12 protein-coding genes and 3 tRNA genes are annotated in these 14,276 nt (G+C 59.4%); 5 read left to right on the plus strand and 10 right to left on the minus strand.

What is annotated here, in order from left to right; all coding sequences use genetic code 11:
- Window positions 1–166: 166 nt before the first annotated feature.
- From NBH09_RS08555 to NBH09_RS08600, 10 genes are all read right to left on the minus strand, one after another.
- Window positions 167–243 (minus strand) — tRNA-Ile (locus tag NBH09_RS08555).
- A gap of 4 nt (window positions 244–247) precedes the next feature.
- Window positions 248–323 (minus strand) — tRNA-Ala (locus NBH09_RS08560).
- A gap of 67 nt (window positions 324–390) precedes the next feature.
- Window positions 391–467 (minus strand) — tRNA-Ile (locus NBH09_RS08565).
- A 297-nt stretch (window positions 468–764) separates the two neighbouring features.
- Window positions 765–3,476 carry a DNA gyrase subunit A gene (gene gyrA / locus NBH09_RS08570; protein ID WP_284703143.1) on the minus strand — a complete coding sequence of 904 codons (2,712 nt, stop codon included), beginning with the start codon at window positions 3,474–3,476 and terminating at the stop codon, window positions 765–767.
- A gap of 41 nt (window positions 3,477–3,517) precedes the next feature.
- A complete protein-coding gene (gyrB, locus tag NBH09_RS08575; protein WP_250787711.1) occupies window positions 3,518–5,548 on the minus strand; it encodes a DNA topoisomerase (ATP-hydrolyzing) subunit B in 2,031 nt (676 codons plus the stop codon).
- A 105-nt stretch (window positions 5,549–5,653) separates the two neighbouring features.
- Window positions 5,654–6,217, minus strand: a complete 564-nt coding sequence (locus NBH09_RS08580; RefSeq protein ID WP_117746866.1) for a DciA family protein — start codon at window positions 6,215–6,217, stop codon at window positions 5,654–5,656.
- Window positions 6,204–7,310 carry a DNA replication/repair protein RecF gene (recF, locus tag NBH09_RS08585; RefSeq protein WP_117746865.1) on the minus strand — a complete coding sequence of 369 codons (1,107 nt, stop codon included), beginning with the start codon at window positions 7,308–7,310 and terminating at the stop codon, window positions 6,204–6,206. Before recF ends, NBH09_RS08580 begins: the two co-directional genes overlap by 14 nt.
- Window positions 7,311–7,319: 9 nt before the next feature.
- Window positions 7,320–8,423 carry a DNA polymerase III subunit beta gene (gene dnaN, locus NBH09_RS08590; RefSeq protein WP_138341047.1) on the minus strand — a complete coding sequence of 368 codons (1,104 nt, stop codon included), beginning with the start codon at window positions 8,421–8,423 and terminating at the stop codon, window positions 7,320–7,322.
- 238 nt (window positions 8,424–8,661) lie between these two features.
- Window positions 8,662–10,386: a DnaA ATPase domain-containing protein gene (locus NBH09_RS08595; RefSeq protein ID WP_350446092.1), complete on the minus strand. Its 1,725-nt coding sequence runs from the start codon at window positions 10,384–10,386 to the stop codon at window positions 8,662–8,664.
- A 15-nt stretch (window positions 10,387–10,401) separates the two neighbouring features.
- A complete protein-coding gene (locus NBH09_RS08600; RefSeq protein WP_250787712.1) occupies window positions 10,402–11,826 on the minus strand; it encodes an ATP-binding protein in 1,425 nt (474 codons plus the stop codon).
- A gap of 273 nt (window positions 11,827–12,099) precedes the next feature.
- On the opposite strand from NBH09_RS08600, the gene rpmH reads away from it, so the two are divergent.
- The 5 genes from rpmH to NBH09_RS08625 are packed head-to-tail and all read left to right on the plus strand — an operon-like array spanning window position 12,100 to window position 14,229.
- On the plus strand, window positions 12,100–12,234 hold the full coding sequence (rpmH, locus tag NBH09_RS08605; RefSeq protein WP_019127408.1) for a 50S ribosomal protein L34: 135 nt from the start codon (window positions 12,100–12,102) through the stop codon (window positions 12,232–12,234).
- A 20-nt stretch (window positions 12,235–12,254) separates the two neighbouring features.
- Window positions 12,255–12,593, plus strand: coding sequence for a ribonuclease P protein component (gene rnpA / locus NBH09_RS08610; RefSeq protein ID WP_006236191.1), 339 nt, complete (start codon window positions 12,255–12,257; stop codon window positions 12,591–12,593).
- Window positions 12,590–12,814: a membrane protein insertion efficiency factor YidD gene (yidD, locus tag NBH09_RS08615; protein ID WP_117584026.1), complete on the plus strand. Its 225-nt coding sequence runs from the start codon at window positions 12,590–12,592 to the stop codon at window positions 12,812–12,814. Before rnpA ends, yidD begins: the two co-directional genes overlap by 4 nt.
- Window positions 12,815–12,843: 29 nt before the next feature.
- Window positions 12,844–13,614, plus strand: a complete 771-nt coding sequence (locus NBH09_RS08620) for a YidC/Oxa1 family membrane protein insertase (protein WP_250787713.1) — start codon at window positions 12,844–12,846, stop codon at window positions 13,612–13,614.
- A 45-nt stretch (window positions 13,615–13,659) separates the two neighbouring features.
- A complete protein-coding gene (locus NBH09_RS08625; RefSeq protein ID WP_250787714.1) occupies window positions 13,660–14,229 on the plus strand; it encodes a Jag family protein in 570 nt (189 codons plus the stop codon).
- Window positions 14,230–14,276: the final 47 nt, after the last annotated feature.

Here is a 14,276-nt window from a genome sequence, read left to right on the forward strand (position 1 = left end):
GCCAGGCAAGCGTCGACTAAGCCATGCAGCGTGCGCGGGCTCTCCCGACGGGAAACGAAAAAGCCCGGTTTCAAACCGGGCTCGAACGAACATGCCTATTGACAATGGCTTTCTCATATTAGAAAAAAGCCCCGAGGCAACGCCCCAGGGCTCTTCACGGTTTTGATGGTGGACCTGACAAGATTCGAACTTGTGACCTCCCGGTTATCAGCCGGACGCTCTAACCAACTGAGCTACAGGTCCATCATGGTGGAGGTTAGGGGGATCGAACCCCTGACCTCAGGCTTGCAAAGCCCGCGCTCTCCCAGCTGAGCTAAACCCCCACGGAGACAGTAATAAACACCCCAGCGGCGACTCGGCTCTCGCTGGGGTGTTTATTGCGAAAGAAAGTGGTGGACCTGACAAGATTCGAACTTGTGACCTCCCGGTTATCAGCCGGACGCTCTAACCAACTGAGCTACAGGTCCATCGCGCAAGGGATATATTAGACGAGTCGTTACGCGCGCGTCAACAACTTTTTTGAAAATCTTTGGAGGGTGTGTCAGACGGCTGGGCGAGATGGGTTAGGTTTGCTGCTCGGGCAGTCCTGCGCAAGACGAAGGCCACATTAAGTGGCCTTCTTTGCGTGCGGAACTCGCGACAAACCTAACCCATCTCGCCCAGCCGTCTGACACGGGGTTCCAAGCTTGTCAAAAAAGCGGTCGGCGCGCAGTGCGCCGACCGCCGATATAAGGGGTTTGATGATTTTTACCAGTCAGGGCCTCTTACTCGTCGAGGAGATCCTCTGGCAGGTCGTTGCCGTCGCCTAGGTCGACTGGGGCTTCTTCGGTGTCGGCTGCGACCTCGGCACCTTCGCCCTCGGGCTTCTCTTTGGCGGTCGTCATGCGGGCTACGGCGCAGATGCGGTCGCTGTCGTCGACGGTCATCATCTTGACGCCCTGGGTGGCGCGGCCAGTCTGGCTGATCTCGTCGGTCTTAACGCGAATGACCGTCGCGCCCTCCGTCACGATGAACAGCTCGTGCTGTGGGCCCACCGTCTTCATGGCCGCAAGGTTACCCTTACGCTCGGTCATTTGGATGGTGTAGACGCCCTGGCCGCCGCGATTCTGCTCCGGGTAGTCCGCGACCGGCGTGCGCTTGCCGTAGCCGCGCTCGGTGATGACGAACAGATCGCCGTTGCCGTTAGTGACTTCCATGCCCAGAACGCTCACGCCGTCCTTCATACCAATACCGCGAACGCCGCTGGTATCGCGGCCGGTGGCGCGCACCTGCTCCTCGGAGAACATGATCGCCTTGCCCGCGGTGGTGGCCAGGATAATCTTGTCGCCCTCGCGCACGCGACGCACGTTCAATAGTGCGTCGTCGTCGCGCAGGTTGATGGCAATGAGTCCATCGCGGCGGCTGCGGTCATACGCGCTCATCACGGTCTTCTTGACCATGCCGCTCTTGGTGGCAAACATCAGGTACTCGTCGGCGGGGAACTCGCGGCAGCTGATGACGCTCGCGATCTTCTCGCCGTCCTCGAAGGGCAGCAGGTTGACGATCGCAGTGCCGCGGGCCTGTCGCGTACCCACCGGCAGTTCGTGCACCTTCAGGCGATAGACCTTGCCCTTGCTCGAGAAGAACAGCACGTACTCGTGCGTGGACGCAATAAACATCTCGTCGATAACGTCATCCTCTTTGAGGTTGACGCCCGACACGCCCTTGCCACCGCGCTTCTGGGCACGGTAGGCAGCCACCGGGATACGCTTCACATAGCCGGTGTGGGTGATGGTCACGACCATGTCCTCGTCGGCGATGAGGTCCTCGACATCCAGATCCTTCTCAACCTGGCTGATCTCGGTGCGGCGCTTGTCGCCGAACTTCTTGGAGATCTCGCGCATCTCCTCCTTGATGACGCCCAAGATCTTCTCCTCATGCGCCAGCAGGTCCTCATAGTAGGCGATGGCGCGGCGCAGGCCGTCCAGCTCTTCCTGGATCTTGTCGCGCTCCAAGCCGGTCAGGCGGCGCAGCTTCATCTCGAGGATGGCCGTGGTCTGCTCGGGCGTAAAGCCAAAGCGCTCGATCAGGCGGCTGCTGGCCTCGGAGTCGGTCTGCGAGGAGCGGATAATGCTGATAACCTCGTCGATATGGTCGAGGGCCATCAGGTAGCCCTCGAGGATATGCGCCCGCGCCTGGGCCTTCTTGAGGTCAAAACGAGTGCGGCGGGTGACGACGTCGACCTGGTGGTCGATATAGTGCTGCAGCATCTCGCGCAGGCTCAGGCATTTGGGCACGCCGTTGACGAGCGCCAGGTTGTTGGCGCCAAAGGTCGTCTGCAACGAGGTGTACTTGTACAGATTGTTGAGCACGACCTGCGGGATAACACCCTTCTTGAGCTCGATAACCAGGCGGATGCCCTTCTGGTTGGACTCATCGCGCATGTCCGAGATGCCCTCGATGCGCTTGTCGTTGACGAGCTGGGCGATCTTCTCCTGCAGGGTGCCCTTGTTGACCATGTAGGGGATCTCGGTAAAGACCAGGCGGTTGCGGCCGGTCTTGGTAGACTCCACATGAGCCTTGGCGCGCACGGTGATGGAGCCGCGTCCGGTCTCGTAACTCTGTTTGATGCCGGCGCTGCCCATGATGATGGCGCCGGTGGGGAAGTCCGGACCGGGCATGATCTGCATGAGCTCGTCGACGGTGGCGTCGGGATTGTCGATCAGGTAGCAGGTGGCCTCGATTGCCTCGGTGAGGTTGTGCGGGGCGATGTTGGTGGCCATGCCGACGGCGATGCCCTGGCTGCCGTTGACCAGCAGGTTGGGGAAGCGCGCGGGCAGTGCCACGGGCTCGGCGAGCGACTCGTCGTAGTTGGGCTGCCAGTCGACGGTATCCTTCTGCAGGTCACGTAGCAGCTCCATGGCGGGCTTTGCCAGGCGGCTCTCGGTGTAACGCATGGCGGCGGCGCCATCGCCATCGATGTTGCCGAAGTTGCCGTGGCCGTCGATGAGCGGTGTGCGCATGGAGAACCACTGCGCCAGGCGAACCATGGCCTCGTAGACCGCGAAGTCACCGTGCGGATGGTACTTACCGATAACTTCGCCGACCGTCCAGGCCGACTTCTTGTGTGGGCGGTTGGGGTAGATGCCGCTCTCGTTCATCGCGTACAGAATGCGGCGGTGGACCGGCTTTAGGCCGTCGCGCACGTCCGGCAGGGCGCGCGCCGTGATGACCGACATCGAATACTCGATGAACGACTGTTTCATCTCACGGCCGAACTCCGAAATCTGGAGCTGGCCGCCGTTTATATCCTCGCCGGCCGAGGCGCCACGGTCGACTTCGCCAAAACTCTCCTCGAGCTCGCCGTCGTCATCCTCTTCCTCGTCATCATCGACATCGGGGTTATAGGCGTCCGGGTCGCCGTCCTCGCCCTGCTCAGCACGGGCAAGCAGGCGCTTCAGATCGTCGGGCATGCCGGCATCGCCGGCCTCGTCCATACCCCCGTTATTGTTGATATCGTCTGCCACGTTACCTCCTCTTAAGCGTCAAGGAAACGCGCGTCATGCGCATGTTTTTCAATGTACTCGCGGCGATAGCCGACCTCGGAACCCATGAGCTCGCGCACGGCGCGGTCCGCCACCACGGCGTCCTCGATCGACACGCGCTGCAGGATGCGGGTCTTGGGGTCCATCGTCGTCGAGGCAAGCTGCTTGGGGTCCATCTCGCCCAGGCCCTTGTAGCGCTGGACGGTATAGCCCTTGCGCTTCTTGGTGATCTTGCCGTCCTTGGCCTTGCCGTCCTCGTCGTTATCGTCGGGGTTCAGGCCCAGACTCTGGATGGTATCGCGCAGGATCTCGTCTTCGGGCTGGCGGCCGTTGGGATACACGTAGTGGATCTTGTTGCGCACCTTAATGCCAAAGATGGGCGGGCAGGCAACATAGACGTAGCCGGCATCGATCAGCGGACGCATGTACTTGTAGAAGAACGTCAGCAGCAGGATGCGGATATGCGCGCCGTCGACGTCTGCATCGGTCATGATGATGATCTTGTGGTAGCGCGCCTTGGTGATATCGAAGTCGCCGCCGTCGCCGGCACTCGTCGTGACGCCGCAGCCGATCGCGGTAATCAATGACTGGATGGTGTCACTCGAGAACGCGCGATGGTCACCAACGCGTTCGACGTTCAAAATCTTGCCGCGCAGGGGCAGAATCGCCTGGATGTCTCGGCGACGGCCGTCCTTGGCCGAACCGCCTGCCGAGTCACCCTCTACGATGAAGAGCTCGGTCAGCTCGGCATCGCGCACCGAGCAGTCGGCGAGCTTACCGGGCAGGGACGCCGTCTCGAGCAGGCTCTTGCGACGGGTCGCTTCGCGCGCCTTGCGGGCGGCGTTGCGGGCCTTGCATGCCTGCTGGGCCTTCTTGACGATCTCGCGAGCGGGCTTGGGATGCTCCTCGAGGTAATCGGCGAGGCCGTCGGTCACGATCTTGAGCGTCAGCGCGCGCATATAGGAGCTGCCGAGCTTGGCCTTGGTCTGGCCCTCAAATTGCGGGTCGGGCAGCTTGACCGAGATAACGGCCGAAAGGCCCTCGCGCACATCGTCGCCGGTCAGGTTGGCGTCTTTTTCCTTGAGCAGGTTCTGTTTGCGCGCGTAGTCGTTGATCACACGGGTGAGCGCGGTGCGGAAGCCCTCAAGGTGCATGCCGCCCTCGGGGGTGTAGATGTCGTTGGCAAACGACATGACGTTCTCGCCGTAACCGCTATTCCACTGCAGGGAAACCTCAACCTCGCCCATCTTGGTCACAGGCGCGCCCGGGTCCGATTTGCCCTCGATGTAGATGGGCTCCTTAAAGGCCTCGGGGACGTCCTTGCCCTCGTTGAGGAACTTGACGAAGTCGATGATGCCGCCCTCGTAGCAAAACTCCTCCACATGGGGAGTCGCCTCGCGCTCGTCGGTCAGCACGATTTTGAGGTTCTTATTGAGGAACGCCGTCTCCTGCAGACGGTTGTGCAGCGTATCGAAATCGTAGATGCATGTCTCGAAGATCTCGTCGTCGGGCCAGAAGGTGACGGTGGTGCCCGTCGAATCCGAGGTGCCCACGACCTCCATCTTCTTAACGGTCTTGCCGCGCGAGAACTCCATCTCGTAGGTGTTGCCGTCGCGACGAACCTGAACGACCACGCGCTTGGACAGTGCGTTGACGACGGAGATGCCAACGCCGTGCAGGCCGCCCGAAACCTTATAGGCCGAGTTATCGAACTTACCGCCGGCGTGCAAGATCGTCATGACGACCTCGAGCGTCGGGATCTTTTTAACAGGGTGCTCGTCGACGGGGATGCCGCGCCCGTTGTCGACGACCGTGATGGAGTTGTCGGCGTGGACCGTCACCTGGATCTCGGTGCAGAAACCGGCCATGGCCTCGTCGACGGAGTTGTCAACGATCTCCCACACCAGGTGATGCAGACCGCTGGCGCTCGTCGAGCCGATATACATGCCCGGGCGCTTACGAACGGCCTCGAGACCTTCGAGAATCTTAATCTCGCCGCCATCGTAATCGTTTTCGTTTGCCACACGTCCTCCTTCAGTCAAGAAAATGTGTACAGCCTTACTAGTTTATCGTAAAAAAATACCCTCGGGAACGAGGGTATTTGGCTCTACAAGGCCACCAGATGCGATTTAAGGCTCTTTTTTGCTTTCTACGCCCTTGGCCCACTCGGCACTGGCTCTCATGGCATTCTCGAGGGCCTCGCGCAGTTTTTGGTCTTCGATGGGCGCCACTTGGCGCTCAATCTCGGTGCGCTCGGCCTCACTTAGGTCGGCGTGCGGGGCCGGCGGGCGCTCGGTCGTCGCCGGGCGCAGGCGCTGCTTGGCGGCGGGCGGCGTGTGACCCGGCGCGGTGGTTTTGAACACCAGGCCGTCCACATGCGCACCGGCGCGCTCCATGCGCGCGCGGATGATCTCGCGCAACAGCGTCATTTCCTGCGTCCACGAGGGCGAATCGAGATATACCAGCAGCTCATTGGACTCGGGCAGGTAGCGCAAGCCCGTCACATGCCGCCCCTCGCGCGTGCCCGAGCACACCGCGTTCCACGCGCGATAGACCGCGCGCGACTCCTCGGCAGCCTCCATCTGCGCGCGGCGCTCAGGTGTCGCGGCCGCCAGGATGCGCTGACGCTCTGCGTTCAAAAATCCACTGAAGGCAACCGTTTCGCTCTCGCGCTCGTAATTAGCACGTCTCACCCATGCTCACCACCTTGGCTCGATCAAGCAGGTCATCGGTAAAATACCCCAGGTTGGTCGTGGTTATGACCGTCTGGATATCATCGCCGATCAGCCGCAAAAAAGCACCGCGGCGTTCGCCGTCGAGTTCGCTCATCACGTCGTCCAAAAGCAGCAACGGGGCGGTGCCCAGGACATCGCGAGCCACGGCCACCTCCGCCACCTTCCAGGCCAGAACCAACGTTCGCTGCTGACCTTGGCTGGCAAATGAACGGGCGGAGCGACCCGCCACGGTAAACTCAATCTCATCGCGATGCGGTCCCACCAACGTCACGCCGCGGCGAATTTCCTCGTCGGCGTGCTCATCAAGGGCAGCCAGCATGCGCTCGTACGCCCAGCCCTTCAGCTCTTCGCGATCATCGACCTGGGGCAAATCCCCCAGCGTGGACGTATAGGTCACGTTGGCAGCCTCACCGGATGCCACTTGCCCGTAGGCAGTGTGCACATGGCCCGCCAGCCGGTCGAGCAGGGCCAACCGGTGCACAAGCAGGGCCGAGCCCGCGCGGGCAATCGAATCGTTCCACGCGCCGAGCATCTCGCGACAGCACCAGGTCTCCTTAAGCAGGGCGTTACGCTGGGTCACGCAGCGCCCATAGGTGCTCGCAAGATCGGCATAGCGTGCGCTCAGTTGCATGCCAAAGTCATCGAGGGCGGCGCGGCGCACACTGGCGCCTCTCTTAACCATGTCCAGATGGTCGGGGCAAAACAGTACGCTCGGCAGAGCCCCGCGCACACCGGCGGCAGAGCACCTCTTGCCGTTGCGGCTAAACGAGCGCTTACCGTCCTCCACGCTCAATCCCATATCAAGCACGCGGCCGTCGCCCTCGAGCCTCAGCTCGACCTTGCACGAGCCCACGCCGTCATGGACGAGCTCGGCTGCGGTCGGATGCCTAAACGAGGCGCCGCTCGTCAGCAGCTGCAGCGCCTCTATGAGATTGGTCTTTCCTGCCGCGTTGGGTCCCGCAAGTATCGTCACGCCCTCGTCCAGGGCAAGGCGATAGCTATCGAAGCTGCGGTAGTGCGCGACGGAAAGATCACGGGCGAACATGGTCATGGCGCAGCGCTAGATGCGGACCGGCATGACCAGGTACAGGTAGTTGATCTTGTCGTAGGACTTGAAGATACCCGCCTGCGAGTAGCTCTTGAGCTCCAGCGTGATCTCCTTCTCCTTGGACAGGGCGTTGAGGCAGCCGAAGATGTAGTGGTAGTTGAAGGCGATGGTACCCGACTCGCCCTCGGCCTCGACATCGATCGTCTCCTGCGCAAGGTCCTGGTCATTGGAAATGGAGGACAGGCCCATCTGCCCGTTCTCGACATCGATCTCGAACTTGACGGCGGGGTTGGCGCTCGCGATAACGGCCACGCGCTTGAGGGCGGCGTTAAAAGCGGCGACATCGATCTTGACGCTCGTCACGCACGAATCGGGGATGAGCTGCTTGTAGTTGGGATACATGCCCTCGATGCGGCGCGACACGTAGGTGGTGTTGCCGGCCTCGAAGACGACCTGGGTGTCGGTAGCCCCGATCATGATGGTCGCCTGGCTGGCCATGATGTTCAGCGCGTCGTTAAAGGCGTCAGCCGGAACGTTGAGCTCAAAGGAGCCCTCGAGGGTCGAGGTCTCGACCTGCGTATCGCACACGGCCAAGCGGAAGGAATCGGTCGCCACCAGGCGCACGGTATTGTTCTCGACCTTCATGTGCACGCCGCCCAGGATGGGGCGGGCCTTGTCGGTCGAGGTGACGCGCCACACGCGACCGACCATTTCGGACAAGATATCGGTCGGCAGCTCCACGGCGCTCTCGATGGCATAGGCCGGAAACTCGGGGAAGTCATTGGCATCGAGCGTGTTCAGCCTAAAAGAGCTCTTCTCGCAACCAATCAGCACCTGGCGCTCGGACAGCTCAAAGGTGACCGGGGCATCGGGGAGGGTCTTGGTGATATTGGAGAGCATCTTACAGGGGATAACCATCTCGCCCTCTTCTTCGACATGCGCCGCGATGCGATGACGGATCGAGATGGTGTAGTTAGAGGTCTGGAATTCCAAGATGCCGTCTTGGGCCTTGACGAGCACGCCCGACAGGATGGGAAGGGTGGATGCCGAAGCGACACCCTTCATAACGACGCCGATGGCTTGTGTAAGCGAGCTCTGGCTGACGGTGAACTTCATCTTTTAATACCTTTCTATAGATATAAATATCTTAATAATAGTAATAGCACTGACGAAACTGTTGATTACTCCCAAAGACGCAGGTCAGACCCAGAAAGAGAATCGACAGCAACCTGTGTGCAACAGGGGTGGTTTTCCACGTTCAAAACCTGCGCAAAACTTTTCATCATCGCGGGTTGGGTTTTAGACACCTTATGCCCGTGGTTTCGACAAGTTTTCAACAGGTGTCTCTATTTCCCTACGAGCGCAGTGTAATTTTATCGCGCAGCGACTTGAGGTCTTCGGTGACGGTGCGGTCTTCCTGGATCATCTTCTGGACCTTTTTGTAGCTCGTGCTGACGGTCGAGTGGTTGCGGTTGCCAAATTCGGCGCCCACCGCCGTGGTCGTCATCTCGCACATCTCGATGGCCAGATAGATGGCAATGTGGCGTGCCTTGGCGATATTGGCGTTGCGTCGCGGGCCGATGAGCTCCTCGTGCGTCACGCCGTACTGCTCTTCAATGACGGACTGAACCGTTTGCACGTTGATCTTTTTGGCCGATGTGTCGAAGTACTGGCCGGCGATGGCGTCGATATCGTCAAAGGTGAGCTCTCCGCCCTCGCGCTCGCGGTCGCCCGCCTCGCCGGCGCAGCGCTCGCAAAAGCTCTCGAGTTCGCGGATGTTGGTGCCCGAGACCTCGGCCATGTGTTTAAAGTGCTCGTCGGTCAGGTGTCCGCCGTCGCCCCCATAGGCCGCCAGCAGCGAGTCGTCGCCTGCCTCGGGAGCGGCGACGATGGTGTTTTCGTAATAGCGCTGCAAGATCTTGTATTTCATCTCGTAGCTGGGCTCTGCGACCAGGCAGAGCATGCCGGCGTTGAAGCGGCTGGTCAGACGCTCGTCCATGCTCAGGTCCTTGGGGGCGCGGTCTGCCGCGATGACGACCTTCTTGTTGTTGCGGATGAACTCGTCCATGAGCTGGAAAAAGTAGTCCACGCTCGCGCGCTTGCCGATGATGTTTTGGATGTCATCGATGATGAGTACGTCCACGCCGTGGTACGCCTGCATGATGGGAGCGTTGCTCTTCTTTTGACGGTCGAACTCGGTCATCAGGTCGTCCAGATACGCCTGGGAGTTGGCATACTTGACCTTGATCTCAGGCGACTTCTCGGCGAGCTCGTTTTTGATGGCAAGCAGCAGGTGCGTCTTGCCTAGGCCCGATTTGCCGTAGATGAACAGTGATGTGCATGTGCCGCGCTCGTCCGCGAGGGCGGCAAACTTGAGTGCCGAGCGATAGGCATGGCTGTTCTCTGGGCCGTAGACAAAGTTCTCAAAGGTAAATTTTGAGTTCGCGGCGAGCGGGGCTCCATCCGTATTCTGCTCGGCCGGCACGGTCGGTGCTGACATGGGTGAAGCGGGGGTCGCAGCTTGCGTGGATTTAGTCGGCGCTCCGCCCTTCATCTGGTTCATCATGCGACGAAAATCATCGGCCGAGAGCGTGTTTTTGATTGCAATGCCCGAATCCGCGCCCGCCGCTGCGTCGTGAGCGATGGGCATGTGCGTGACGGGTACGTTCGTTGACGTCGCCGCCGCGGTCGGCAACGGTGCCATGGTTTCACGGGAAACATCGCTGTGCTGGTGCTCGATCGTCGGTACGTCGCCTGCGGAGGCCGGCACCGCCGGGGAAGCGGCGGGAGCCGTGGCGGGCGCCGTCGTGGCAGCGGATTCCGTCGCGGCGCCTTGCGGTGCCACGACGTCGAGCGCAATCGGTGCAAAGGCGATTTCTTCCAGATAGGCCTCAATAGTCGGCTGATGCTTTTTGAGCTGCGCGATGGCAAAGCGCGAGGGTGCCTCGATCGTGAGCGTATCTTCGGTCAGGCTTATGGCGCGCGATTGCCCCAGCATGTTGATGAGGCGTGCATCTTGGCCGTCGCGCTGGCAAAAGGCGATGGCATCCCCCAGGATGATGCTTGCTTCCTCGTCCACTGTCTCTCCCGTTCTTTAGCTCTGAGCTCGCACGCGAGCGGCGCCGAGTTCGGTCAGATGGTATTTCTGGCCATGCTTGATGACCAAGCCGGCCTGCGCCAAGTCATTGAGCGTGCGTGACCAAGTGGGGGCCGAGTTTCCAAACGCCCTCGCCAGATCGGTTGCACCGCACGCTTGATTTTGCGCCAGATAGCCCAGCGCGGCGTTGCCGCGATCGCTTACGAACACGTCCGGTTGTGGCTGCGCATACTGATTTGCTGCATTAGGATACATCATTTGAGCTGCTGGTTGTTGAGAACTCTGCATCGGCGGCATTTGCTGTTGAAAACTTTGAGGCCACTGTTGGTAAGGCTGCGGAGGCATCTGCTGGGCCCAGGGGTTGTACTGCTGCTGCGGCATCTGCTGGTACGGCTGCTGATATCCCTGCTGGTACTGCTGCGGGAACTGCTGGCCATACCCCAGTGGCGGCATCTGCTGATATGGATATCCCTGTTGGTACGGCTGATAGCCCATTTGCTGGCCACCCGGCGCCCCCGTCGCCTGCTGCATTGCTGCTGCATCCTGATCCGCCAGCGGCATGGTCTCTGGCGTGTTTGTCGGCATCGACATCGATGCCGCCCGGGGTTCTTGTGTAGGTAGCATTCCGGGCTGCTGCATCTGTCCCACGGGGGGCTGCATCTGCTGCGCTGCCATGGGCTGCTGCGCAAAAGCTCCCGGCAGGGGATATGTGGGCTGTTCCGTCTCGGGCCGCACGGCAGCGCCGCGTCCGCCGGCACGCTCGATTTCCTGCACGCGTTTAGGGTTCAGGCTTACCGTAACCACGGTGCCGTTGCCCATGTTGTCCTCGATGGAAACGGCACCGCCGGCGTTTTCCAAATACTCCTGCACCATGGGAAACCCTGCTCCGGTTCCACGGATATAGCGCTTCATCTTGCTGTTTGCGCTGGTAACGCCAAAGTCGAAAGCGCGTTCCTTGTCGTCGATGCCTGGTCCTTGATCGGCAAAGCGGATGGTGTCTCCGCCGTCCAGAATCGAGATGATGGGCTCGGCAAAGTGCGCGTGTATAAAATTTTCGACAATCTCGCGGATGACCATGAGCGAGATATGGCCGCCTTGTTCTTTCATGCACTGGTAGACGGTGTTGGTCGTCTCTTCCAAATACGTGCGGACATCTTGCGGATCAATGACGATCACACGCGGTGTCGACAACATGTCGTCATAGACGGCGATGCGCGCAGCGTACATGGCTTTCGGCCCCTGCGTGGTCGTCTGTTCACCTTCGTCACGCTCTTCGCGCACGCCGGTGATGTGCTCGTTGTCGGGTGCCGGGTCTCCGGAATCGACCATGGTGTAAAAGTCGTCAGACATGCCACTCGCAATCTTCCAAAAGGTTTCGAACAAATAGTAGCTCACCGTGCAATGTTTCTCATCTTTCGACAACTTTCCAAAACCTGTTGAAAACTTTGGAAAACGGACGAAAAGTTCTCAACATTGCCAACATGACCTGTTGAAAACTCGATGAAATATCGTGAAAAGTTGCCATGCGCCGCTAAATCGAGCTTGGCTTATGGGGGAACCGTGTGAACTGCGCAACCTTTTACCTTTGATTTCTTGACATTTGAACATTGATTTCCCTACAATCTTCAAGCTCACGTGTCTATATCTGCGTCCGCGTCCCCGCGGACACTCGAAATGCAGCAGGAGGAACTTAAGATGAAGCGTACGTATCAGCCTAATAAGCGTAAGCGTGCCAAGACCCATGGCTTCCGTGCCCGTATGGCCACTAAGGGTGGTCGTGCCGTGCTCGCCCGTCGTCGCGCCAAGGGCCGCAAGCGTCTCACTGTCTAGCAGCGATACACACATCTCGCATGAAGACTATTAAGTCTCGGCAAGATTTCGAGCATGTGTTCAGTCAGGGGCGTCGTTTCAATCACCCTCTGATTCGAATGACCATATGTGAATCGGTTGGCGAAGGCGACTCCGGAAGGGTCGCCTTCGTTGGTGCTAAGCGACTCGGTTGTGCCGTCGTGCGCAACCGATCTAAGCGTGTGATGCGCGAGGCCGCCCGCAGCTGTGGATTTCCCGTTGCGGGTTATGACATCATCTTGTTTGCAACTCCCAAGACGAGGGTTTCCTCGCCGCAGGAGATGGACAAGGCGTTGCGTTCGCTTATGAAGCGCGCCGGCGTTGCCGGGGAGGAGCGATGAGCAATCACGTTTTGCGACGTGTTGCCATCGCTCCTATTCGCATATATCAACAGGTTATTTCGCCCTTATTGCCTGACGCCTGCATTTATTACCCAACGTGCTCGCAATACGCCATCCAGGCGATTGAGAAGTACGGTGTTTTGAGAGGCTGCTGGCTTGCCGTGAGGCGCATCGCTCGTTGCAATCCCCTGCACGTCGGCGGTTATGACCCTGTGCCCTAGCGGGCACTCGCTATCGGAGGAAAACTTACATGTGGGATTGGATCGTTAACATCCTTTTCGAGCTGCTCAAGCTCATCCAGACCTTTGCGGTCGACTGGGGCCTGTCCATCATCATCCTGGTGGTCATCATCCGTCTGCTGCTGACGCCGCTCATGCTCAAGTCGACCAAGTCGACGGCTCGCATGCAGGTGCTGCAGCCCAAGATGCTCGAGATCCAGGAGCGCTATGCCGACGATCCCCAGCGTCAGGCCGAGGAGATGCAGAAGTTCTACAGCGAGAACAAGTTCAACCCCATGGCTGGCTGTCTGCCGCTGCTGATTCAGATGCCTATCCTGTTCGCCCTGTTTACATTGCTGCGCAACCTGCCGCAGTACTTTAACGACGGCACGTTCTCGTTCTTCAACATCCTGCCCGACCTGACCACCACGCCGAGTGCTTCCTTTGCCGATGGCTTTATGGTTGCGCTGCCTGCGCTGATCTGCCTGATCCTGTTTGCTGTCTTGACCCTGATTCCGCAGCTGTATATGTCCCGCAATCAGACTGGTCAGCAGGCCCAGAGCATGCGCATGATGGCTGTCGTCATGACCGTCATGATGCTTTGGATGGGCTGGAGCCTGCCCGTCGGCGTTCTGCTGTACTACGATGTGTCTTCTGCCTGGCAGGTTATCCAGCAGATCTTCGTGACGCAGAAGGTTATCGACAAGGCCAAGGCCGATGAGGAGGAGCGCCTCAAGAACGCTCCGCTGCAGGTCGAGGTTACCCGTCGCGAGAAGAAGCCGCGTCCGCACAAGAAGAAGTAGTCGGGATATCAATCTTATTTAGGTACCTAACTTTTGGAGTACGTTATGTCTGAAGAGATCATCGAGGATATGATTGAGGAGGTTGCCCCGCAGATTGCGGGCGATTATCCCGAGATTGCACAGCGCTACAAGGCCGGTGAAGAGCTGACCGATGAGGAGCTCGACACCATTGCCGATGTTGCGATTTCCATTCTGCGTTCCATCCTTTCGCACTTCGATGCCGCCAACTCTCCTATTGATGAGTACGAGGGCGACGAGGGCGAGCTGATTTTGGATGTTACCGCTCCTGATCTTGCTGTTCTCATTGGCCGTCATGGTCGTACCCTTGATGCTCTTCAGGTCATGTTCTCTTTGCTGGTGAGCCGCAAGCTCGGCTTTAGGTATCCGGTTGTGGTTGACGTTGAGGGCTACAAGAGCCGTCGTCAGGACAAGGTTGCCTCAATGGCTCAGTCGGCCGCCGAGCGTGCCATCCGTACCCATAAGAGTGTTTCGCTTCCGCCCATGAATGCCTATGAGCGCCGACTGGTTCATATTGCACTTCGTGGCAATGATGCTGTCGATACCCATTCTGAGGGTTCTGACCCTGATCGCCATGTGGTGATTGTTGCTCGATAATCTACTCGAGCTTATGCTAAGGGGGCGTGGTTTCCACGTCCCCTTTT

The organism is Collinsella sp. BG-O-102 (assembly GCF_023656745.1).
Lineage (GTDB): Bacteria > Actinomycetota > Coriobacteriia > Coriobacteriales > Coriobacteriaceae > Collinsella.

Coding starts and splice junctions, on each gene's coding strand:
- gyrA (WP_284703143.1), bottom strand. CDS start 3,476: ATGGACGAGGCCGGCGATGCCGGCATGCCCGACGATCTGAAGCGCCTG.
- recF (WP_117746865.1), bottom strand. CDS start 7,310: ATGACCATGTTCGCCCGTGATCTTTCCGTCGCGCACTACCGCAGCTTC.
- dnaN (WP_138341047.1), bottom strand. CDS start 8,423: ATGAAGTTCACCGTCAGCCAGAGCTCGCTTACACAAGCCATCGGCGTC.
- rpmH (WP_019127408.1), top strand. CDS start 12,100: ATGAAGCGTACGTATCAGCCTAATAAGCGTAAGCGTGCCAAGACCCAT.
- rnpA (WP_006236191.1), top strand. CDS start 12,255: ATGAAGACTATTAAGTCTCGGCAAGATTTCGAGCATGTGTTCAGTCAG.
- yidD (WP_117584026.1), top strand. CDS start 12,590: ATGAGCAATCACGTTTTGCGACGTGTTGCCATCGCTCCTATTCGCATA.
- NBH09_RS08620 (WP_250787713.1), top strand. CDS start 12,844: ATGTGGGATTGGATCGTTAACATCCTTTTCGAGCTGCTCAAGCTCATC.
- NBH09_RS08625 (WP_250787714.1), top strand. CDS start 13,660: ATGTCTGAAGAGATCATCGAGGATATGATTGAGGAGGTTGCCCCGCAG.